Here is a 20,675-nt window from a genome sequence, read left to right as displayed (position 1 = left end):
AATGCGCTTTCACGGCGATATGTTGCTAACCACACCGGTCATCAGCACGCTTAAAAAAAATTATCCTGATGCTGATATTGATGTTCTACTCTACGAAGATACCATTCCTATTTTATCTGAAAACCCCGATATCCATGCTTTGTATGGCATAAAAAATAAAAAGAGCTCTGCTTTTGAGAAAGCAAAAAATTTCTTAGCGCTGATCAAGGTACTACGTGGCAATCATTATGATTTAGTGGTCAATCTTACCGATCAGTGGATAGTTGCTTTATTGTGTCGTTGTTTGGATTGCCCAATAAAGTTGACACATGATTTCTCGCACAGAAATAAAAAATTCTGGCGCGACAGTTTTACTCATCACGTTCCTCTAAGTGGCGAGCATTGGGTTGAACGCAATTTGTCTGTGTTGATGCCATTAAATTTAAAAGAATCAGTCCCGGTACTGAAAATGGTTTATGGTGAGCAAGTCTGGCAATCTGTTCGGAAAAAACTTCCTCAGGTTGATACCCAGAAGTATGTCGTTATACAGCCTACGGCGAGACAAGAATTCAAGTCGTGGGAGAATGATAGATTCTCCCTGGTTATTGATGCGATACATCATTTGGGGTATCAGGTTGTACTGACTTCTGGACCCGGTGCCAGCGATATTGCCTGCGTCGATGAGATTGCCAGGGCATGTGAAACCAAACCTTTAACTGAAATTGCCGGGAAGACAACATTCCCTGAGCTTGCTGCATTAATTGATCATGCTGTACTTTTTATTGGTGTCGACTCTGCCCCGATGCATATTGCTGCAGCTGTTAAAACCCCCATCATTTGCCTTTTCGGCGCCACCGATCATATCGCCTGGCGACCATGGTCTGATGATGTGGTTCAATTTTGGGCTGGTGATTACCAACCAATGCCAGTGCGTGAAAAACTTGATCGAAGTAAGAAATATTTATCTGCTATACCTGCGGAAGACGTGATTGCAGCCATAGCGTCACGGTTACCTAAACTCGACTAATAAAGCATCCGGATATATAAAATGGTTATTGCTTTCTGTTTGTATAAATATTTCCCTTTTGGTGGGTTACAGCGTGATTTTTTGCGTATAGCGTCGACAGTCGCATCACGTGGACATCATGTTCGGGTTTACACACAATCATGGCAAGGAAATATTCCAGACAGCCTGGAGATCATCATTGTTCCTGTGAGGTCATGCTCCAACAACGGGAAAAATGCTGAGTATCATCGGTGGGTAAGTAAACATCTTGAGAGTAATCCAGCAGATCGGGTTGTTGGGTTCAATAAAATGCCTGGATTAGATGTTTATTATGCTGCTGATGTCTGCTACGCAGAAAAAGTCGCGCAAGAAAAAGGTTTGCTCTATCGTCTGACACCACGATACCGACATTATGCCGCCTTTGAGAAAGCAACATTTGCTGAGGGAAAATCAACACAGCTGTTGATGCTAACAGATAAGCAAATTGCGGATTTTCAGAAGCACTATCATACTGAGTCAACGCGTTTCCATATCCTTCCGCCGGGGATTTATCCTGACAGAAAATACAGCTCTCAGGCAGCAAATTGCAGAGCTAGCTTCAGGAAAGAAAATGATATCAGTGATTCCCAGTATTTAATTATACAAATCGGTTCTGATTTTACCCGTAAAGGTGTCGACAGAACTATCAAGGCGATTGCTTCCTTACCGGAAGCTGTCCGCAAACAAACGATTCTATTTGTTGTGGGTCAGGATAAGCCTGATCGCTATATAAAGCTGGCAACAGAGTATGGTGTTGCTGACAATATCAAGTTCTTCCCTGGCCGTAATGATGTCTCAGAGTTAATGGCAGCGGCCGATCTATTGATTCATCCGGCATACCAGGAAGCCGCAGGGATCGTGCTGGTTGAAGCAATTGCAGCAGGTTTACCTGTCATAACAACGGCAGTTTGCGGATATGCTCATTATATTAAAGATGCTGAGTGCGGCATTGTTATTGATGAACCGTTTGAACAAAAATTATTAAATGAAGCTGTTTATTTTTCTTTAACTGACTCAGAGCAGAGAAATGCATGGAAAAAGAATGCACGACACTTTGCTGATACTCAAGACCTTTATAGTCTACCTGAGAAAGCAGCTGATATTATTATAGGTGGTGCCCATGGTTGAATTAAAAGAACCATTTTTATCCTTGTGGAAAGGGAAAGATGCTTTTTCTGAAGTGCAGAAGCTGCAGGGAGAAACATTTAGACAGCTCGAAACGCGTAGAACGATAAGGTTTGAGATTGCAGGTAAAAGCTATTTCCTGAAATGGCACCAGGGAACTAAACTGAAGGAAGTTATCAAAAACTTGTTCTCTTTACGTTTGCCGGTACTCGGAGCTGATAGAGAATGGAATGCTATACACCGTTTGCAGGAACTGGATGTTGATACAATGCACGGTGTTGGTTTCGGGCAACAAGGTATAAATCCGCTCAACCGTATCTCATTTATTATAACTGAAGATCTGAGCCCGGCGGTTAGCCTGGAAGACTATTGTGCAGATTGGTTGGTGAATCCACCTTCGCGGAAAATTAAAATGGCATTAATTGAGCGTCTTGCCATTATGGTCAGAAGAATGCATCAGGGAGGCGTTAATCACCGTGATTGCTATCTCTGCCACTTCTTATTGCATCAACCGGCCAATTTTGAGGATAATACGTTCAAACTGTCGGTTATTGATCTGCACCGAGCTCAGATAAGAAATGCGGTTCCTGTTCGTTGGCGCAATAAAGATCTGATTGGTTTGTACTTCTCCTCGTTGAACATCGGGTTAACGCAAAGAGACTACTTCAGATTTTTGAAGATATACTTTGAAAAAGACATTAATAAAATTATTCGTGATGAGTCTGATCTCTTTGCAACCTATGCAAAAAAAACTGATAAAATTATTAATCATACATCAAAGAATAAACTATAAATATGAAATAATAGACTTTGTATAGCTACATAGAATAGTTAATTAAGTTTATTCAGCTGGCCAGCAATTGTTAACCTTTATTTCACGATGACTGTGCTGGCTTAATTATATTAGAGGGTTTGAACTCATGTACGTGCTGGTCATTTCGCTTCCTTTTGACGATGCCCGACGAAAACGCGTATCAGATATAATGAATGAATTAAATATCGAGTATTCGTTCGTTGATGCTATCTATGGGAAAAATTTGTCTGCCGAAGAAAAGCGCAAGATACCGTTAACTGACTTTCAGCACAGGGAAAACCATACGCCTACTGATGGTGAACTGGGTTGCTCACTAAGCCATATGAAGGCATTTAAACAGTTTGGGCAGAGTGGACAAGATTGGGTTTGTATTCTTGAGGATGACGCAATAATCGATCAGAATTTTAAGGAATTTATATCGACAATTGATGAAAGTGTTCTCAATAAAGATGCGTTATACCTACTTGGTGGGCAAGATGGTTTAAGGTATAAGAATAAAGTTGTCTTAAATTTGCTTAAACTCAAAAAAATTGGTGGCCAGACCTTCGGCAAAGTCATATTTGGTCATGGATATGTTTTGCGAGCCTGCGGTTATTTGATGAATTCGGTAACTGCTCAAAAACTTGTTTCCCGTTTTGAAAATAACTTTTTCATCATAGATGAATGGGCATATCTGATGCGTCAGGGATATTTTTCTGATATATACCTGGCAAACTTTGTCCATCATCCTGAAGAGTTGTCCGGGAGCTGGTTAGAGAAAGAACGTAAAGAGATAAAGAGTCACAAGAAAAAGCAGAAATCACTTTTCAGACGTAAAATTTCATCCTCATACTGGCATGCCCGACGAATTATTCTTGGGTTATGTTGGTGGAAGTAGATGAACGCAATAATGCTTAATCGTGGATGAAATACGATATAGTGCATAGTTTTAGTCAGCTGCAGATATGTTAAATAGCAAAGCGACTGTATAAGAACGAATTTAACATATCTGCGATACCTGAATAATTACAGCAGCGCTATGTGAGAATAAACTTGAGTGGGTTCAAGCAAAGCAAGCTTTCCTTCCGGGGCACGACATGTGACCTGATTCTTCCCGTATCCCCCAATCAACCCCGGGTCCGTAGGGCCATATAGCGTAACATTCGGCCGATCCAGTGCGGCGGTCAAGTGGCTTAATCCGGTATCAACGGATACCACAAATTTAGCGCCGGCTAATATCCGGGCTACATCCCCAAGACTCATTCGCGGTAAAACATCTACGTAATCAAATCCTTCTGCCAGTCGTCTGGCTCGCGCTTCTTCATGCGGAGCCCCCCAGGGGAGCTTAATACGTATTTCTGAGTGATTTAATAAGCCAATGAGCTCCCGCCACTTCGCTTCCGGCCAGTGCTTGTCATCACGAGTGGTGGCGTGCAGGAAGACGGCATACTGCCCTGCATCGGCATTGCGTTCATTCAGAAAATGCTGCGCAATAGCGTAATCCCCCTGCGACTGGGATTTGGTATATCCCAGACTTTTCGCGAACAGCTCACGAGTACGTTCAACAGCATGCTGTTGTTTGGCGATATGATGCTTACGGTTATAAAACAGACTCGCCAGCGGTTCGCGCGCGGTACTCCAGTCCATACCATGCTTAATGCCATGCGCCAGACGTGTGACCAGCGCGGCGCTTTTTACCAGCCCCTGCGCATCGATAACCACGTCATAGTTCTGTAAACGCACCGCCTCGCGAAAAGCTTTGCGCTCAGCTTTAATGGGGGCGGAAAACCAGGCTTTACGCCAGCGGCGAATCGCCACCGGGATCACACGGTCAACGGTCGGATGCCAGGAGGGGATTTGAGCAAACCCTTCTTCCACTACCCAATCAAACTGAATATCCGCAATGGCCTGCTGCGCATCTGTTAATGCGGGCAACGTATGCAGTACATCGCCCATTGACGATGTTTTAACGATCAGAACCCGCATCCGTCAGACTTCCTCTTGTAACAACAGGTCATTCAGTTCTTCCAGTACGCGCTGAGGTGTGATGTCAATCAGGCTCTGGTGATACCCTTGTGCAGCATCCCCCTTACGCACTTTATGATAGCCCGTAATCAGGCGAATCACGCGAGCTTTGTGGGAGAGTGGTGGAGTGAAATCCGGGCTACTAGGGCCATACAGAGCGACCAGCGGACGATTTAGTGCGGCAGCCACGTGCATCAAACCGGAGTCATTGGTGACCACGGCTTTGCAGGCGGCGAGCAGAATAACGGCCTGCTCCAGCTGCGTTTCGCCCGCCAGATTACGACACCAGGCCTGCTGCTCAACGCTTAACGTTGCCAGGATTTCATTTCCGGCTTCATGATCTTTTGCCGAGCCAAACAGCACAATCTGATGACCTTCGTCGATCAGCTGTTTTGCCAGTTCAGCATAATGGTAGTGTGGCCAGCGTTTCGCCGGACCAAATTCCGCACCAGGGCAAAAACCGATGATGGGGCGTTCGGCAGAAAGGGAGAACTGACTACAGGTCAGAGACTTTTCACCTTCACTGACCTGCAATTGTGGCCACAGCAGAGGCTGCGGCAAATCTTTAGCCGACAGCATCACGCCTTTATCGTAGGCCAGGGCCACATAGCGTTCGACCATCAGCGGCCATGCATCTTTATCCAGCACACGCGCATCGTTCAGCAGACCATAGCGCATTTCGCCACGCCAACCGGTACGATGAGGAATACCCGCGAAGAAGGGTACCAGTGCGGATTTAAACGAGTTCGGCAGGACATACGCGCGATCGTAGCGTTTATCACGCAAACTGTGGCCCAGTTTGCGGCGCTCGCCAATCTCCAGCGCGCCGTGTCCCAGCGGCATGGCGATGGCGTCGTTGACTTCAGGCATACGCGACAGCAGCGGACGGCACCATGCAGGTGCCATCACGTCGATTATGGCCTGGGGATAGCGCGCCTTGAGCGTGCGATAGAGACTTTGCGACATCATCATGTCGCCCACCCAGGACGGGCCAACCACCAGAATCCTCATAGATTGCCTGCCTTAAGCGTCGCGGTTCAGCCAGGCCATATATTCCGTTACGCCTTCAGCAACGGTCTTAAACGGCTTGTCATAGCCCGCAGCGCGCAGGTTAGTCAGATCCGCCTGAGTAAATGCCTGATAGCGGCCCTTCAGTTTTTCCGGGAACGGAATGTACTCAATGCTGCCTTTTTTGTGGTATGCCAGCGTGGCATCCGCGACGGCCTGGAAAGACTCTGCGCGACCAGTACCGAGGTTAAAGATGCCGGAAACCCCGTTTTCCAGGAACCACAGGTTTACTGCTGCAACATCGCCGACATAGACGAAATCACGTTTGAAGTTTTCACTTCCTTCGAACAGCTTGGGTGTTTCGCCGTTATTGAGCTGAGTATTGAGATGGAAAGCGACGCTCGCCATGCTGCCTTTGTGACCTTCGCGCGGTCCGTAGACGTTGAAATAACGGAAGCCAACGATCTGAGAATTTGCTTCTGGCAGGATCTGGCGTACATATTCGTCGAACAGGAATTTTGAGTAGCCATAGACGTTCAGCGGCTTCTCATATTCACGAGATTCGATGAAGTCAGAGGTACGACCGCCGTACGTTGCTGCAGAAGAGGCATACAGGAAAGGAATTTCACGCTCCAGACAGTAGTGCAGCAGCTCTTTGGAGTATTGATAGTTGTTGTCCATCATATACTTGCCATCCCACTCGGTGGTGGAAGAGCATGCGCCTTCGTGGAAAATCGCTTCGATATCGCCAAAATCTTCCCCGGCCATAATCTGGATCAGGAAGTCTTCCTTGTCCATATAGTCAGCAATATTCAGATCCACCAGATTCACAAACTTGGTGCCGTCTTTCAGGTTGTCCACCACCAGAATATCGGTGATGCCTTTGTCATTCAGGGACTTAACGATGTTGCTGCCGATAAAGCCCGCGCCGCCGGTAACGATGATCATAAATGTAACCTTCGAATTATGGAGTCAGAGACAATCTCAGACACGAATACCTCTAATCATATCACTACATGGCTTCGGCTTCAGCAGTACGTCGCGTCATGTGGCGTGCGGAATTTGTGTTGGTTATTGCTTTCATTGTTTACATTCTTGATTGAAATGGTTTAGGCAGAGTGGTGTATGATTCACGTCGTGAATGAGTGTTCAAGTGCGCGGTGTCGGCTTTTTCGGAGCCATCAACGAATCAATAAGCAAGGTAGAGCACTGTGTTGGGACTGACAATAGTCGCTGGAATGAAAATCATATATGCAACTAAAAAAAATTATTATTACAGGTTACGAGATCAGTGGACTTGGAGGGACAGAGACCGTTTGCCTTAATTTGGTGAAGCTGCTGCGAATGCAAAGCCCCGATATCGATATCTCTTTTGTTTTTCTTAAGAAAAATAATGGCGGTCATGTCAATGATGAGTGGCTTGCAGGGCAGCGCTATTGTCGTCTTTCTTCTAATATAAAAATAACGAAATTAAGACGGTTGAGTTTTGCTTATTCCTTACGAAAAATCATCAATCGGGAATCTCCTGATATAATTATATCTCTGGATACACTTTCATGCTATATCTGCCACGTTGCAAGAAAATATTCTCACAAGCAGGTTAAGATATTTTCATGGTTTCATTTTTCAATATTTGATTTTTATAAAAATAATTACAAGAAGAAAATAAAATATATAAATAAAGCTGATTATTATCTTTCCATCAGCTCTGGAATAACCCGACAACTTGTTGAAATGGGCATAGACAGACAGCGTATCGCGACGATATTCAATCCTGTTACTCGGCATGATGTCAGTATTCCTACACCTAAGAATCATGCCCGCTTTGTCTATGTAGGTAGGGTTGTTGCCGATGGTCAAAAGAATGTTCGAGGACTTTTCAATGGATTGGCGGAGCTGCAAGGAGCATGGTCTCTGGACGTTATCGGCACCGGCCAGGATGTTGAGACACTAGTTGCACTGGCAAAAACACTGGGGATTAGCGATAACATTCACTGGCATGGTTGGCAGAAATCACCGTGGGAATATATTCAAAATACGCTAAAAAATATTACCTGTTTACTATTAACTTCCCACTTTGAAGGTTTTGGTATGGTTTTGGCTGAAGCCAGCGCTCACGGTGTTTATGCCATTAGCTCTGATTGCGAAACGGGGCCTGCAGACATTATCAAAGAAGGGATAAACGGTAATTTATACCCTACTGATGAACCGGAAAAATTTGTTTCCTTGCTACAAGGGATTGTTGATGGAAAAGCGTTGCCTGCCGGCGAACAGATTCAGCAGGCGATTGAGGAATTCTACGAAGATAACTATATCATTAAGGTTAATAAGGCCTTTGCTATGGCAGGATTTACTCTGGCACCGTCATCAGCGTCTCAGACCATTGATGACGCGACAACGTAAGTCAGGTTGTGATGCCAGGTCTGTCATTCCTGAAAGGTTATGTGGGTACACGTGATTTATGCTGCATTTTAGACAAGTCATGATGAGTCATCTCGTACAAACCAATAGCATTGGGTAATATGTGCTGAAATTTGCCCAGTCTGGAGAATTGCAATGCGTGGGAATTTTTATAAGCAGTTAACGAACGATCTGGAAACCGCACGCGCGGAGGGGTTGTTTAAAGAAGAGCGCATTATTACGTCTGCTCAGCAGGCTGATATCACCGTGGCTGACGGAAGCCATGTTATTAACTTTTGTGCGAACAACTACTTAGGGCTGGCTAACCACCCGGAACTGATTGCAGCGGCAAAAGCGGGTATGGATTCTCACGGATTTGGTATGGCCTCGGTGCGCTTTATTTGTGGCACTCAGGACACCCATAAGCAACTGGAGCAAAAACTGGCGGCATTCCTGGGTATGGAAGATGCCATTCTTTACTCTTCCTGTTTTGATGCCAACGGCGGCCTGTTTGAAACGCTGTTGGGCGCAGAAGATGCCATTATCTCTGATGCTCTGAACCACGCTTCTATCATTGATGGCGTTCGTCTTTGTAAAGCGAAGCGTTTCCGCTACGCCAACAACGATATGCAGGAACTGGAAGCGCGTCTGAAAGAAGCGCGTGAAGCAGGCGCCCGCCACGTATTGATCGCCACCGATGGCGTGTTCTCTATGGACGGCGTTATCGCTAACCTGAAAGGCGTATGCGATCTGGCAGACAAATATGATGCGCTGGTCATGGTTGATGATTCCCATGCCGTCGGTTTTGTCGGTGAAAATGGTCGTGGCTCCCATGAATACTGTGACGTGATGGGTCGTGTGGACATCATCACCGGCACGCTGGGCAAAGCACTCGGCGGCGCATCTGGTGGTTACACTGCGGCACGTAAAGAAGTTGTTGAGTGGCTGCGTCAACGTTCCCGTCCGTATTTGTTCTCTAACTCACTGGCTCCGGCAATTGTTGCTGCTTCCATTAAGGTGCTGGAGATGGTTGAGGCGGGTAGCGACCTGCGCGATCGTCTGTGGGCGAATGCGCGTCAATTCCGTGAGCAAATGTCCGCAGCAGGCTTCACGCTGGCAGGGGCCGATCACGCGATTATTCCGGTAATGCTGGGTGATGCGGTTGTTGCGCAGGCGTTTGCCCGCGAACTGCAAAAAGAGGGGATTTACGTTACTGGATTCTTTTATCCAGTGGTTCCAAAAGGCCAGGCGCGTATTCGTACCCAGATGTCTGCGGCACATACCCCTGAGCAGATTACGCGTGCAGTCGACGCGTTCACACGCATTGGTAAACAACTGGGCGTTATTGCCTGAGGATGTGAAATGAAAGCGTTATCCAAACTGAAAGCGGAAGAAGGCATTTGGATGACCGACGTTCCTGAACCGGAAGTCGGCCATAACGATTTGCTGATTAAAATCCGTAAAACAGCCATCTGCGGGACTGACGTTCACATTTATAACTGGGATGAATGGTCGCAAAAAACCATCCCGGTTCCAATGGTTGTAGGGCATGAATATGTCGGTGAAGTTGTTGGCATCGGCCAGGAAGTTAAAGGCTTCAAAATCGGCGATCGCGTTTCCGGTGAAGGCCACATTACCTGCGGACATTGCCGTAACTGCCGCGGTGGCCGTACTCACCTGTGCCGCAATACCACCGGTGTCGGCGTAAACCGTCCAGGCTGTTTTGCACAATATCTGGTGATCCCGGCGTTTAACGCCTTTAAAATCCCGGACAATATCTCCGATGATTTAGCTTCCATCTTCGATCCATTCGGTAACGCGGTACACACGGCGCTGTCGTTTGATTTGGTTGGCGAAGATGTGCTGGTTTCCGGTGCGGGTCCGATTGGCATTATGGCTGCAGCGGTAGCGAAGCACGTTGGTGCTCGCCACGTAGTGATTACAGATGTTAATGAGTACCGTCTGGAGCTGGCGCGTAAAATGGGCATTACCCGCGCAGTCAACGTCTCGAAAGAGAACCTGACCGACGTGATGGCCGAGCTGGGGATGACCGAAGGGTTCGATGTGGGTCTGGAAATGTCTGGGGCGCCGCCAGCGTTCCGCACCATGCTGGACACCATGAATCACGGTGGCCGTATTGCTATGCTGGGTATTCCGCCATCTGATATGTCCATCGACTGGACGAAAGTTATCTTTAAAGGACTGTTTATTAAAGGTATCTACGGTCGTGAGATGTTTGAGACATGGTACAAAATGGCTGCACTGATCCAGTCTGGTCTGGATTTGTCGCCGATCATCACCCATCGATTCTCCATCGATGAATTCCAGCAGGGCTTTGACGCGATGCGTTCAGGCCAGTCAGGGAAAGTGATCCTGAGCTGGGATTGAATGCGCAAGGTGCATTCAATGTTAATTACGGCCAGATATCGCTATCTGGCCGTATAAACCATAGATTTTATTTTCCGCGGATCTTTCTGGATAACGATCTTATATTTTCTTTAAGCAGGATGAGTTTATAAATTAACCCTCTGCCTTTAACGTTAATATTATATTTTCGTTGTAATGCCAGAATGTCATTTGCCTGGCAGACCTTCATATTTCCCTTACAGGACAGGTCAATAATCCTTAACTCACCCGTTGGTGTGCGAATGAAATTCCCTGGGTGAATGTCATTTGATGCCAGTCCGGCCTTGTGAAGACGCAGTACGCATTGCTTTACCTCGTCAGCATTCTGCTGGTTAATTTCCCTTAAAGGAACCCCTTCAATATATTCATGAATAGTATAAACATCATGGCACTGGCGAAAACGTGTTTTCTCAGCAGCATAGTAGAGATCGGCAGTACAGATGCGCATTTCCGGCGGGAGCCTGTCCAGCTTCCTGATCAGTCGGGAATAGAAAGGGCCGGAGGTAAAGTTCTGTAATTTTTTCTCAAATCGTGGATCAACTTCACGGTCGTTTTTGATGATAAATTTTTGTGAGTTGTACTCGACCAACTCCACGCTGCGCAATGCGTTACCACTGCTCAGCGGTTTGCCACTGATTTCTTTTTTGATGTATTTATTCATCAGTGACTTAAGGTCTTTTCTGGTCTCTTTGCAATAGACCGTAAAACCTTTTTCGTGTGTCTTACTGATGGCCATCTTTTCCCTCAATATCAGCCTATAGAGTACGTTAATTCATAGGGATAGAGTATACAGGTTGTGTACCTCAATATGTAGACGATCTGAGCTATCATCAACCTGCTGAACGCAGGTGTAGCAGGGCATCTTTCTCAAACCGGACGCTTTCGCTGCAGCGTTTCTGCCCATAAATACGTTCTAACCTTAATAATTCCTTAATGAAACTGTAGTAAAAGTCATCAGCGTAATGACAAACCTGGGTTAGTTAGCTGATGAGAAACTGCACAAATATGTTGAGTGTTATTATTCCGTTATATAACGTGGGTGATAGTTTTCGGGATTGCATGGAATCTTTGATCGCACAGACATGGACTGCGCTAGAGATCATCATTGTGAATGATGGTTCAACGGATAACTCTGTTGATATTGCACAACATTATGCGGATAACTATCCCCATGTACGGTTGTTGCATCAGGCTAACGCAGGGGCATCCGTAGCGCGTAACCGTGGCCTGGAAGCGGCCAAAGGGGATTATGTTGCATTTGTCGATGCCGATGACCTGGTTTATCCCAATATGTACGAAACCCTGATGACCATGGCAATTCAGGATGACCTGGATTTAGCTCAGTGTAATTCCGACTGGTGCATTCTTGAAACGGGGCACACCTGGCAATCAATACCGACGGATCGTCTTCGGTCTACGGGGGTGTTGACCGGCCCTGACTGGTTACGTATGGCGTTGGCTTCACGCCGCTGGACACATGTGGTCTGGATGGGAATTTATCGCCGGGATGTTATTGAGAAAAATAAAATAACATTTATTCCGGGGTTACATCACCAGGATATTGTCTGGACGACGGAGTTTATGTTTAACGCTGTACGAGTGCGATATACCGAGCAATCTTTATATAAATACTTCTTACATGATCAATCAATCAGCCGTCTTAAACGACAAGGTTTAAAAAATCTCAACTACCAGCGGCACTATATTAAAATTACGCGGTTATTGGATAGGTTGAATCGTGAATATGCCGATCGGATTACTATTTATCCGGAATTTCATCAGCAAGTTACCTATGAAGCATTGCGCGTATGCCATGCAGTCCGTAAAGAACAGGATGTGCATATTCGTCAGCGTATGATCGCAGAGATTTTTGTCTCTGGTATGTATAAGCGCATGATAACTAACGTCCGCAGTGCCAAAGTATTGTACCAGGCACTGCTATGGTCATTCCGTCTATGGAAATGGCGCGATAAAAAATCAACGCCTTCGCGTATTGCCCGAAAAGCGCTTAATCTACGTTAGCGTTCATGGTGCTGGGTGAAGATGTGTTCCCCCAGCCTTGCCACTGCAGTCTCATATACTGCACCAGCGTGCTTTGTGTGATGCTTTCTCCTAGCACGCTAAAGAATCGGCTGGCGTAAACCGGCTCTAACGGCTTCTTCGGCTTGCATAATTTCACCCCGCGGAAAGGATTACGCGGCGCATCTGGCGTACCGTTTCTCGGTGGAGTGAGATTAGGTCTGGAAGTATCTACCTGCGGCTCATTAAGCAGGCTGCTCGGACGAACCAGCGTAATATCGGCTGGCAGGCTATACAGCATCTGCTGCAACACTCGTACCGTAGAAGGGTGGGGGTGCCCGATGGCAATCGCTGACCCGTTACGGCGAGCAAGATCGACTGCACGATTAAACTGACGGCGAATATCGGCTTCGTTTTGTGTATCGTCGAGGAAGACTTTGCGTTTGATGACCTTCACTCCGGTTCCTGCCGCCGCGCGCATGGCCTGGCTGTTGCCGATGGTCATACTGTCGAGGAAGTAGAGGTCGTAGCGTTCCAGAGCTTGCATCACCTTCTGCATGCCGAACAGGCTGGACGTCATCGCACTCCCCATGTGATTATTCAGTCCCACTGCATACGGCACTTTGCTTACCGCGTCGCGAATAATCCGTTCAATTTCTTCGCTGCTCATCTCCGGGCGTAACGTGTCTTTTTCCAGCGGTTGCTTGCTCAGTGGAGCCATCGGCAGATGGATCAACACTTCATGTCCACTGTTATGCGCTTTAGTCGCCATTTCACGCGCATGTGGCGCGTTTGGCAGAACGGCAACAGAGACAGTGGAAGGCATTGCCAGCACCTGATTTTCTGTGTGCGGACGGTAGCCGAAATCATCAATGACGATAGCAAGTTTGCCGGCGAAAACAGGTATTGCGAATGCCAGCAGGCTGGCGAGTGAGAGCAAAGTACGACGAAACTGAGGCAAAACTTATCTTCCCAACCACGGCTGTGGATTGACCGCCTGACCCTGGCGACGAATTTCGAAATAGAGCGCCGGCCTGCCCTGACCGCCGCTGCTACCCACAAGTGCAATAGGCTGCCCGGCGCGAACCTGCGTACCGACGCTGACCAGCGCGCTCTGGTTATAACCGTAGAGGCTCATATCGCCTTTACCGTGCTCAACGACGACCACCAGGCCATAGCCCTGCAGCCAGTCCGCCAGAATGACGCGACCATCGGCGATGGCTTTGACTTCGGTACCTTCGGATGCGCCAATAACCATCCCTTTCCAACGTAGCTCACCTTGCAGCTGTTCGCCATAGCGATGCAGCGTTGGACCACGAACGGGCCAGAACGCCTGACCGCGTGGTGAACCTAACCCGCCGGTACGAGACATCAGTGATTTCTCGCTTTCGGTTGGCTTATAGGTCGAGCCTTTGCGTGATGCTTCCTGTTGCTTATCACGTACAGCCTGCGCCTCACGTGCTTCACGCTCTGCACGGGCTTTCGCGGCGGCTTCGGCGCGAGCAATACTGTTGCGCAGGCGGGATTCGTTGGCGCGCATCTCGCCTAACTGCTGCTGACCTTGTTGAATCGACGACTCCAGACCCGCGAGCGTTTTCTGGCGTTCATTACGCGCCTGCTCCAGTTTCGCCTGCTGTGCACGCTGTTCGTACAGCAGCGTCTGCTGTTCGCTTTGCTTATCTTCCAGCTCGGCTTTCTGCGAGTCGACCTCTTCGCGGGTTTGCTTCAGCTGTGCGATAGTCTCCTGGCGCGCCTGGTTCAGATAGCCGAAATAGGCCTGCAGGCGTTGCCCGCGCTGAGTCTCTTCACCGCTGAGGATGAGCTGAATACCAGTATGTTCACCCTGGCGAAACGCAGCATCCAACTGAGCTGCCAGACTGCGCTCTTGCGCTGCCCGCTGCTTTTCCAGCTTCGCGAGTGCGGCATTCATCTCAGCGATTTGCGCATTCAGCTGTGCCAGGGAGTTTTGCGTTTCGCGTAGCTGCCTTGCGGCAACGGCGATAGCCTGTTCCTGAGCTTTAAGCTGAGCAAGGAGGGTGGCGCGTTGTTGTTGCTGTTGGCGTACCGCGCGTTCTTTTGCCGCGATATCGGCCTGAATGGATTTGAGCTGATCGCGCTCGTCCGCATGGGCGGAAAAGGCGCACAACAATACGCCAGCGCTAAGCGCGCTGGCGTAGAACAAGGGCCTGACTGAAAACTTACGCAGTTTCACGGCCCGAGTGATGGTATTAATCGCCTTTCCCCTCATGGGGAGGGATTATTCCACGATGAACAGCGGCTTACCAGTCATCTCTTGCGGGATTTCCATACCCATCAGCGTCAGCATGGTCGGGGCGATATCAGAAAGTTTGCCACCTTCAACTGCTTTGACGTTTTTACCACCGACATAAATCAGTGGAACCGGCAGGTTGGTGTGCGCGGTATGCGCCTGACCGGTGGACGGATCGCGCATTTGCTCTGCGTTCCCGTGGTCAGCGGTGATCAGCAGCTGGCCGCCAACGGATTCAACCGCTTTAGCCACCTGCTCAACGCAGTGATCCAGCGCTTCAACCGCTTTAACCGCTGCTTCCATCACCCCGGTATGGCCGACCATGTCGCCGTTCGGGTAGTTACAAATGATGGTGTCGTATTTCCCGCTCTCAATCGCCGCAACCAGTTTTTCGGTCAGCTCTGCGGAGCTCATTTCCGGCTGCAGATCGTAGGTGGCGACTTTTGGCGAGTTGATCAGAATACGGTCTTCGCCTTTGAACGGCTCTTCTACGCCGCCGTTAAAGAAGAAGGTTACGTGCGCGTATTTTTCGGTTTCGGAAATACGCAACTGCGTTTTGTCATTCTTCGCCATCCACTCGCCAAGGGTGTTGGCCAGAGACGCAGGTGGGTAAGCCACCGCAGTTTTGATGTCTGCCGCGTATTCGGTCAGCATCACAAAGTTGAGGTTAACGACTTTCTTACGGGCGAAGCCGTCGAAGTCAGCGTTAACAAACGCACGGGTAATTTCACGCGCACGGTCAGCACGGAAGTTCATGAAAATCAGCGTATCACCATCTTCCATAGCTGCATCTGCCTGACCTTCGGCACGGATCACGGTCGCTTTGACGAATTCGTCGTTTTCATCGCGGGCATAAGCAGCCTGCAGGCCTTCAACCGCCGTAGCGAACTGGAACTCGCCCTTCGCCAGCGTCATCAGATCGTAAGCCTGTTCCACGCGATCCCAACGGTTGTCGCGGTCCATAGCGTAGTAACGACCGATAATGGACGCTACGCGGCCTTTGCCCAGCGCGGCAAATTTCTCTTCGAATTTCTGCAGTGAATGTTCAGCGCTGCGCGGCGGGGTATCACGACCATCAAGGAAAGCGTGCAGATAGATTTTCTCAGCACCGCGTTCAGCTGCCATTTCTACCATCGCCATGATGTGATCTTCGTGGCTGTGTACGCCACCGGCAGACAGCAGACCCATGATGTGTACCGCTTTGCCGCTATTTTTTGCCTGATCAACTGCGGCGGTCAGCACCGGGTTAGCGAAGAAAGTACGTTCTTTAATTTCCACATCCAGACGGGTCAGATCCTGATACACGATACGGCCCGCGCCCAGGTTGACGTGACCCACTTCGGAGTTGCCCATCTGGCGATCGGGCAGGCCGACTTCCAGGCCAGACGCATCAATCAGGGTATGCGGACGTTTTGCCCACAGCGCATCCATTACCGGGGTTTTGGCATTAAAAATAGCGTTATCCTGGCTGTCTTCACGATAGCCGTAGCCATCCAGAATCACCAGTACCATAGGCTTTTTAGAAACCGACATTGCGACAACCTCACACTTAATAGATAAAAAATAATTGCGTAATTTTACTACAGCTGAATCGATAAAGTAGCCCCAGAAGATCAAATAATGAGGGATCGCGTGCCAGGGGGAACACTGATTTACATTTTTTTTTCCGTAGCGCCCCGCAAAAATGCAATCCAATGCACGCTCTGGCTGTATTTGCGCCAACGCGCAGGTATACTCCTTTCCTGGTTTTTTTAATCACTGAGTCGGGAGTTGTTACCCCCCATGCAAGAAATTATGCAATTTGTTAGCCGCCACCCTGTCTTGAGTATCGCCTGGATTGCGTTACTGGCGGCGGTATTGTTTACCACGTTTAAGAGCCTGACCTCAAAAGTGAAGGTAATTACACGCGGCGAAGCGACACGTCTCATCAATAAAGAAGATGCGGTGATTGTTGATTTACGTCAGCGCGACGACTTCCGCAAAGGTCATATCGCAGGCTCCACGAACCTGCTGCCGAGCGAAATCAAAGCCAACAATTTTGGCGAGCTGGAAAAACACAAAAACAAACCTGTTATTGTGGTTGATGGCTCTGGTATGCAGTGCCAGGATTCAGCAACTGCGCTGATTAAAGCCGGTTTTGAGCAGGTATCTGTACTGAAAGACGGCGTAGCGGGCTGGAGTGGCGAGAATCTGCCACTGGTTCGCGGCAAGTAATTTACCCGTCTTCTTTCGTACCGCTGGGTAAAAGAACACTGGAGATAAGTCATGGCCAATATTGAGATCTATACCAAAGCAACCTGCCCGTTTTGCCATCGCGCAAAGGCGCTGTTGAACAGTAAGGGTGTGAGTTTCCAGGAACTTCCGATTGACGGCGATGCCGTGAAGCGTGAAGAGATGATCAAGCGCAGTGGCCGTACAACGGTTCCGCAGATTTTTATTGATGCACAGCACATTGGTGGTTGTGACGACTTGTATGCGTTGGATGCGCGTGGTGGACTGGATCCCCTGCTGCGTTAAGGCGTACGGATAGTATTTAAAGGACAACACTAAAGGGTTTTCTCAACATGTCAGAACAAAATAACACTGAAATGGCTTTCCAGATCCAACGTATTTATACCAAGGATGTGTCTTTCGAAGCGCCAAATGCACCGCATGTTTTCCAGAAAGATTGGCAGCCAGAGGTTAAACTGGATCTAGATACCGCATCTACCCAACTGGCAGATGATGTGTATGAAGTAGTGCTGCGTGTCACCGTAACGGCTTCTTTGGGTGAAGAAACTGCGTTTCTGTGCGAAGTTCAGCAGGGCGGTATTTTCTCCATCAGTGGTATTGAAGGGACTCAGATGGCGCATTGCCTTGGCGCATACTGCCCGAACATTCTGTTCCCGTATGCCCGCGAATGCATCACCAGCCTGGTTTCACGCGGTACATTCCCGCAACTGAACCTTGCGCCGGTCAACTTTGATGCGCTGTTCATGAACTATTTACAGCAGCAGGCTGGCGAAGGTACTGAAGAACATCAGGATGCCTGATGAACCAAAGTAATGCTTCAATGACTGTGATTGGTGCCGGCTCGTACGGCACCGCTCTTGCTATCACCCTGGCAAGAAACGGCCACCAGGTTGTCCTGTGGGGCCATGATCCGAAACATATCGCGACCCTTGAGCGCGATCGCTGCAACGTCGCGTTCCTCCCTGATGTGCCTTTTCCCGAAACGCTGCGCCTGGAAAGTGATTTAGCCACTGCGCTGGCCGCCAGTCGTAATATTCTGGTGGTGGTGCCGAGCCATGTCTTTGGCGAAGTGCTGCGTAATATCAAACCGCTGATGCGTCCTGACGCGCGGCTGGTCTGGGCGACAAAAGGTCTGGAAGCGGAAACAGGGCGTCTGCTGCAGGACGTCGCGCGCGAAGCTCTGGGTGATTCTATCCCGCTGGCAGTCATCTCCGGTCCGACGTTCGCCAAAGAGCTGGCGGCGGGCATGCCAACGGCGATTTCTCTGGCCTCGACGGACGACGCCTTTGCTGACGATCTCCAGCAGTTGCTGCACTGCGGCAAAAGCTTCCGCGTCTACAGCAACCCGGATTTCATTGGCGTGCAGCTTGGCGGCGCGGTGAAAAACGTGATTGCGATTGGCGCGGGGATGTCTGACGGCATCGGATTTGGTGCAAACGCACGAACGGCATTGATCACCCGTGGGCTTACCGAAATGTCTCGCCTTGGCGCGGCGCTGGGTGCCGATCCTGCCACCTTTATGGGGATGGCGGGTTTAGGCGATCTGGTGCTGACCTGTACCGACAACCAGTCGCGTAACCGTCGTTTTGGCATGATGCTCGGCCAGGGTATGGACGTGCAGGGCGCGCAGGACAAGATTGGTCAGGTGGTTGAAGGCTACCGCAATACGAAAGAAGTTCGTGAATTGGCGCACCGTTTTGGTGTCGAGATGCCAATAACCGAGGAAATTTATCAAGTATTGTATTGCGGAAAAAATGCGCGCGAGGCAGCATTGACGTTATTAGGTCGTGCGCGCAAGGACGAGCGAAGCAGCCACTAGCCGTAAGGAACCGTTTCAATCTAACGACCCGACCCGCGAAGAACGGGTCGGTCGTTTTGCTACCTTCTGGAGTACGCAATGCCGTGTGAAGAACTGGATATCGTCTGGAAAAACATTAAAGCGGAAGCCCGGGCACTGGCGGAATGTGAGCCAATGCTGGCCAGTTTTTACCACGCAACGCTGCTCAAGCATGAAAACCTCGGCAGTGCGCTGAGCTATATGCTGGCGAATAAACTCGCCTCTCCGATCATGCCTGCTATTGCGATTCGCGAAGTCGTGGAAGAGGCCTACGCGGCCGATCCTGAAATGATTGCCTCGGCGGCTTGCGATATCCAGGCGGTACGTACGCGTGACCCGGCAGTCGATAAATATTCCACCCCACTTCTGTACCTGAAAGGCTTCCATGCGCTGCAGGCCTACCGCATCGGCCACTGGCTATGGCATCAGGGGCGTCAGGCACTGGCGATCTTCCTGCAAAATCAGGTCTCTGTTACCTTCCAGGTGGACATCCACCCGGCGGCAAAAATTGGTCGCGGTATTATGCTCGATCACGCCACCGGTATTGTGGTGGGCGAAACGGCGGTCATTGAAAACGACGTCTCTATTTTGCAATCCGTCACGCTTGGCGGAACCGGTAAAGCAGGCGGCGACCGTCATCCGAAAATTCGTGAAGGCGTGATGATTGGCGCTGGCGCGAAAATCCTCGGCAACATTGAAGTCGGGCGTGGCGCGAAGATTGGCGCAGGTTCCGTCGTTTTACAGCCGGTACCCCCGCATACAACCGCCGCAGGCGTTCCGGCGCGCATCGTCGGCAAGCCTGACAGCGATAAGCCATCTATGGATATGGATCAGCATTTCAACGGGATTCATCATACGTTCGAGTATGGCGATGGCATCTGATTTCGAGCTATCTTACTTGTCATCTTGAACCCGGGCTGTGCTCGCCATCCTCACGTACTGCGTGTATGCACAGGTCGGCAAGCGCGGTCCGTGTCCAACCTGACTGCGCCGATAACGCTCGAAAATAAACGGTAAATTCTTCCGTAGGTCGGATAAGGCGTCAGCCGCCATCCGACATAAATCAACTGCGTAATACCGCGCCAGGATAACCTAACTGGCGCCAGGCCTCATACACCACTACTGACACCGCGTTAGACAGATTCATGCTGCGGCTGTCCGGCATCATCGGAATACGAATTTTTTGTTCGGCAGGCAACGCGTCGAGAATACTGGCAGGCAGACCGCGAGTTTCCGGGCCAAACATCAGATAATCCCCGTCCTGATAGCTTACCGCACTATGCGCTGGCGTACCTTTGGTGGTCAGGGCAAACAGACGTTGCGGATTTTCTGCGGCCGCAAAGGCGGCGTAATCAGGGTGGCGCAGCACGGCGGTAAATTCATGGTAATCCAGCCCTGCGCGACGCAGGCGCTTGTCGTCCCAGGTAAAGCCCATTGGCTCAATAATATGCAGACGAAAGCCGGTGTTGGCGCAAAGACGGATAATATTGCCGGTATTTGGCGGGATTTCTGGTTCGAATAAAACGATGTTAAGCAT

21 protein-coding genes are annotated in these 20,675 nt (G+C 49.3%); 13 read left to right on the top strand and 8 right to left on the bottom strand.

Annotation, left to right across the window (positions count from 1 at the left end; genetic code table 11):
• The first annotated feature begins 1 nt into the window (after position 1).
• From rfaQ to AL515_RS00690, 4 genes are all read left to right on the top strand, one after another.
• The gene (rfaQ, locus tag AL515_RS00705; protein WP_061068779.1) at positions 2 to 1,006 is read left to right on the top strand and encodes a lipopolysaccharide core heptosyltransferase RfaQ; all 1,005 of its coding nucleotides are present in this window, start codon (positions 2 to 4) and stop codon (positions 1,004 to 1,006) included.
• A gap of 21 nt (positions 1,007 to 1,027) precedes the next feature.
• Positions 1,028 to 2,152 (top strand): glycosyltransferase family 4 protein, encoded by a 1,125-nt coding sequence (locus AL515_RS00700; RefSeq protein ID WP_061066830.1) that lies wholly within the window; start codon positions 1,028 to 1,030, stop codon positions 2,150 to 2,152.
• Positions 2,145 to 2,942, top strand: a complete 798-nt coding sequence (gene rfaP, locus AL515_RS00695; RefSeq protein ID WP_048213714.1) for a lipopolysaccharide core heptose(I) kinase RfaP — start codon at positions 2,145 to 2,147, stop codon at positions 2,940 to 2,942. The genes AL515_RS00700 and rfaP overlap by 8 nt, the downstream gene beginning before the upstream one ends.
• 127 nt (positions 2,943 to 3,069) lie before the next feature.
• Positions 3,070 to 3,840: a glycosyltransferase family 25 protein gene (locus AL515_RS00690; RefSeq protein WP_048213713.1), complete on the top strand. Its 771-nt coding sequence runs from the start codon at positions 3,070 to 3,072 to the stop codon at positions 3,838 to 3,840.
• Between the two features lie 128 nt (positions 3,841 to 3,968).
• Here the strand turns inward: AL515_RS00690 and rfaC are convergent, their stop codons facing one another.
• Genes rfaC through rfaD form a run of 3 tightly spaced genes read right to left on the bottom strand, consistent with a single transcriptional unit; the run spans position 3,969 to position 6,923 of the window.
• Positions 3,969 to 4,928: a lipopolysaccharide heptosyltransferase RfaC gene (rfaC, locus tag AL515_RS00685; RefSeq protein ID WP_061066829.1), complete on the bottom strand. Its 960-nt coding sequence runs from the start codon at positions 4,926 to 4,928 to the stop codon at positions 3,969 to 3,971.
• A 3-nt stretch (positions 4,929 to 4,931) separates the two neighbouring features.
• Positions 4,932 to 5,978 carry an ADP-heptose--LPS heptosyltransferase RfaF gene (rfaF, locus tag AL515_RS00680; protein WP_048213711.1) on the bottom strand — a complete coding sequence of 349 codons (1,047 nt, stop codon included), beginning with the start codon at positions 5,976 to 5,978 and terminating at the stop codon, positions 4,932 to 4,934.
• A gap of 12 nt (positions 5,979 to 5,990) precedes the next feature.
• Positions 5,991 to 6,923 carry an ADP-glyceromanno-heptose 6-epimerase gene (gene rfaD / locus AL515_RS00675; protein ID WP_003827312.1) on the bottom strand — a complete coding sequence of 311 codons (933 nt, stop codon included), beginning with the start codon at positions 6,921 to 6,923 and terminating at the stop codon, positions 5,991 to 5,993.
• 303 nt (positions 6,924 to 7,226) lie between these two features.
• Here rfaD and AL515_RS00670 point away from each other — a divergent pair, with 303 nt between their 5' ends.
• The 3 genes from AL515_RS00670 (at position 7,227) to tdh (ending at position 10,763) form a co-directional block, all read left to right on the top strand.
• Positions 7,227 to 8,378: a glycosyltransferase gene (locus AL515_RS00670; protein WP_061066828.1), complete on the top strand. Its 1,152-nt coding sequence runs from the start codon at positions 7,227 to 7,229 to the stop codon at positions 8,376 to 8,378.
• Positions 8,379 to 8,531: 153 nt separating this feature from the next.
• Positions 8,532 to 9,728 (top strand): glycine C-acetyltransferase, encoded by a 1,197-nt coding sequence (gene kbl / locus AL515_RS00665; RefSeq protein ID WP_061066827.1) that lies wholly within the window; start codon positions 8,532 to 8,534, stop codon positions 9,726 to 9,728.
• Positions 9,729 to 9,737: 9 nt separating this feature from the next.
• On the top strand, positions 9,738 to 10,763 hold the full coding sequence (tdh, locus tag AL515_RS00660; RefSeq protein ID WP_005120462.1) for an L-threonine 3-dehydrogenase: 1,026 nt from the start codon (positions 9,738 to 9,740) through the stop codon (positions 10,761 to 10,763).
• Positions 10,764 to 10,830: 67 nt separating this feature from the next.
• Here tdh and rfaY read toward each other — a convergent pair whose 3' ends face one another.
• Positions 10,831 to 11,517 (bottom strand): lipopolysaccharide core heptose(II) kinase RfaY, encoded by a 687-nt coding sequence (gene rfaY, locus AL515_RS00655; RefSeq protein ID WP_061066826.1) that lies wholly within the window; start codon positions 11,515 to 11,517, stop codon positions 10,831 to 10,833.
• A 251-nt stretch (positions 11,518 to 11,768) separates the two neighbouring features.
• Between rfaY and AL515_RS00650 the strand changes: the two genes are divergently transcribed.
• Entirely contained in the window at positions 11,769 to 12,803 is a 1,035-nt protein-coding gene (locus AL515_RS00650; protein WP_048213707.1) for a glycosyltransferase, read from the top strand.
• Here AL515_RS00650 and AL515_RS00645 read toward each other — a convergent pair.
• From AL515_RS00645 to gpmM, 3 genes are read right to left on the bottom strand one after another with little or no spacing between them, the layout of a single operon-like run.
• Positions 12,790 to 13,761: a divergent polysaccharide deacetylase family protein gene (locus AL515_RS00645; protein ID WP_061066825.1), complete on the bottom strand. Its 972-nt coding sequence runs from the start codon at positions 13,759 to 13,761 to the stop codon at positions 12,790 to 12,792. The genes AL515_RS00650 and AL515_RS00645 overlap by 14 nt on opposite strands.
• A 3-nt stretch (positions 13,762 to 13,764) precedes the next feature.
• On the bottom strand, positions 13,765 to 15,024 hold the full coding sequence (gene envC, locus AL515_RS00640) for a murein hydrolase activator EnvC (RefSeq protein ID WP_231591591.1): 1,260 nt from the start codon (positions 15,022 to 15,024) through the stop codon (positions 13,765 to 13,767).
• Between the two features lie 33 nt (positions 15,025 to 15,057).
• Positions 15,058 to 16,602, bottom strand: a complete 1,545-nt coding sequence (gene gpmM, locus AL515_RS00635) for a 2,3-bisphosphoglycerate-independent phosphoglycerate mutase (RefSeq protein ID WP_061068778.1) — start codon at positions 16,600 to 16,602, stop codon at positions 15,058 to 15,060.
• A 249-nt stretch (positions 16,603 to 16,851) separates the two neighbouring features.
• On the opposite strand from gpmM, the gene AL515_RS00630 reads away from it, so the two are divergent.
• From AL515_RS00630 to cysE, 5 genes are all read left to right on the top strand, one after another.
• Complete coding sequence (locus tag AL515_RS00630; protein WP_005120473.1) at positions 16,852 to 17,283, top strand: rhodanese-like domain-containing protein; 432 nt, start codon at positions 16,852 to 16,854, stop codon at positions 17,281 to 17,283.
• A gap of 51 nt (positions 17,284 to 17,334) precedes the next feature.
• A complete protein-coding gene (gene grxC, locus AL515_RS00625) occupies positions 17,335 to 17,586 on the top strand; it encodes a glutaredoxin 3 (RefSeq protein WP_003024152.1) in 252 nt (83 codons plus the stop codon).
• A 47-nt stretch (positions 17,587 to 17,633) separates the two neighbouring features.
• Complete coding sequence (gene secB, locus AL515_RS00620) at positions 17,634 to 18,101, top strand: protein-export chaperone SecB (RefSeq protein ID WP_003024155.1); 468 nt, start codon at positions 17,634 to 17,636, stop codon at positions 18,099 to 18,101.
• The gene (gene gpsA / locus AL515_RS00615; RefSeq protein WP_061066824.1) at positions 18,101 to 19,120 is read left to right on the top strand and encodes an NAD(P)H-dependent glycerol-3-phosphate dehydrogenase; all 1,020 of its coding nucleotides are present in this window, start codon (positions 18,101 to 18,103) and stop codon (positions 19,118 to 19,120) included. Before secB ends, gpsA begins: the two co-directional genes overlap by 1 nt.
• 78 nt (positions 19,121 to 19,198) lie before the next feature.
• Positions 19,199 to 20,020 (top strand): serine O-acetyltransferase, encoded by an 822-nt coding sequence (cysE, locus tag AL515_RS00610; protein WP_003024160.1) that lies wholly within the window; start codon positions 19,199 to 19,201, stop codon positions 20,018 to 20,020.
• A gap of 181 nt (positions 20,021 to 20,201) precedes the next feature.
• Here the strand turns inward: cysE and trmL are convergent, their stop codons facing one another.
• Positions 20,202 to 20,675, bottom strand: a complete 474-nt coding sequence (trmL, locus tag AL515_RS00600) for a tRNA (uridine(34)/cytosine(34)/5-carboxymethylaminomethyluridine(34)-2'-O)-methyltransferase TrmL (RefSeq protein ID WP_048213704.1) — start codon at positions 20,673 to 20,675, stop codon at positions 20,202 to 20,204.

The sequence above is a fragment of the Citrobacter sp. FDAARGOS_156 genome (genome assembly GCF_001559235.2).
Taxonomy (GTDB): Bacteria; Pseudomonadota; Gammaproteobacteria; order Enterobacterales; family Enterobacteriaceae; genus Citrobacter; species Citrobacter youngae.
The sequence above is the reverse complement of the archived record's forward strand: the minus strand, read 5'-3'. Positions and strand labels throughout refer to the sequence as shown.

Excerpts from the sequence above, each read along its gene's own strand:
- trmL (WP_048213704.1), bottom strand. The coding sequence starts at position 20,675 with ATGCTTAACATCGTTTTATTCGAACCAGAAATCCCGCCAAATACCGGC.
- rfaC (WP_061066829.1), bottom strand. The coding sequence starts at position 4,928 with ATGCGGGTTCTGATCGTTAAAACATCGTCAATGGGCGATGTACTGCAT.
- AL515_RS00700 (WP_061066830.1), top strand. The coding sequence starts at position 1,028 with ATGGTTATTGCTTTCTGTTTGTATAAATATTTCCCTTTTGGTGGGTTA.
- rfaF (WP_048213711.1), bottom strand. The coding sequence starts at position 5,978 with ATGAGGATTCTGGTGGTTGGCCCGTCCTGGGTGGGCGACATGATGATG.
- gpmM (WP_061068778.1), bottom strand. The coding sequence starts at position 16,602 with ATGTCGGTTTCTAAAAAGCCTATGGTACTGGTGATTCTGGATGGCTAC.
- rfaD (WP_003827312.1), bottom strand. The coding sequence starts at position 6,923 with ATGATCATCGTTACCGGCGGCGCGGGCTTTATCGGCAGCAACATCGTT.
- cysE (WP_003024160.1), top strand. The coding sequence starts at position 19,199 with ATGCCGTGTGAAGAACTGGATATCGTCTGGAAAAACATTAAAGCGGAA.
- rfaY (WP_061066826.1), bottom strand. The coding sequence starts at position 11,517 with ATGGCCATCAGTAAGACACACGAAAAAGGTTTTACGGTCTATTGCAAA.
- grxC (WP_003024152.1), top strand. The coding sequence starts at position 17,335 with ATGGCCAATATTGAGATCTATACCAAAGCAACCTGCCCGTTTTGCCAT.
- AL515_RS00670 (WP_061066828.1), top strand. The coding sequence starts at position 7,227 with ATGCAACTAAAAAAAATTATTATTACAGGTTACGAGATCAGTGGACTT.
- gpsA (WP_061066824.1), top strand. The coding sequence starts at position 18,101 with ATGAACCAAAGTAATGCTTCAATGACTGTGATTGGTGCCGGCTCGTAC.
- rfaQ (WP_061068779.1), top strand. The coding sequence starts at position 2 with ATGCGCTTTCACGGCGATATGTTGCTAACCACACCGGTCATCAGCACG.
- rfaP (WP_048213714.1), top strand. The coding sequence starts at position 2,145 with ATGGTTGAATTAAAAGAACCATTTTTATCCTTGTGGAAAGGGAAAGAT.
- AL515_RS00650 (WP_048213707.1), top strand. The coding sequence starts at position 11,769 with ATGAGAAACTGCACAAATATGTTGAGTGTTATTATTCCGTTATATAAC.
- AL515_RS00690 (WP_048213713.1), top strand. The coding sequence starts at position 3,070 with ATGTACGTGCTGGTCATTTCGCTTCCTTTTGACGATGCCCGACGAAAA.
- AL515_RS00630 (WP_005120473.1), top strand. The coding sequence starts at position 16,852 with ATGCAAGAAATTATGCAATTTGTTAGCCGCCACCCTGTCTTGAGTATC.
- secB (WP_003024155.1), top strand. The coding sequence starts at position 17,634 with ATGTCAGAACAAAATAACACTGAAATGGCTTTCCAGATCCAACGTATT.
- tdh (WP_005120462.1), top strand. The coding sequence starts at position 9,738 with ATGAAAGCGTTATCCAAACTGAAAGCGGAAGAAGGCATTTGGATGACC.
- kbl (WP_061066827.1), top strand. The coding sequence starts at position 8,532 with ATGCGTGGGAATTTTTATAAGCAGTTAACGAACGATCTGGAAACCGCA.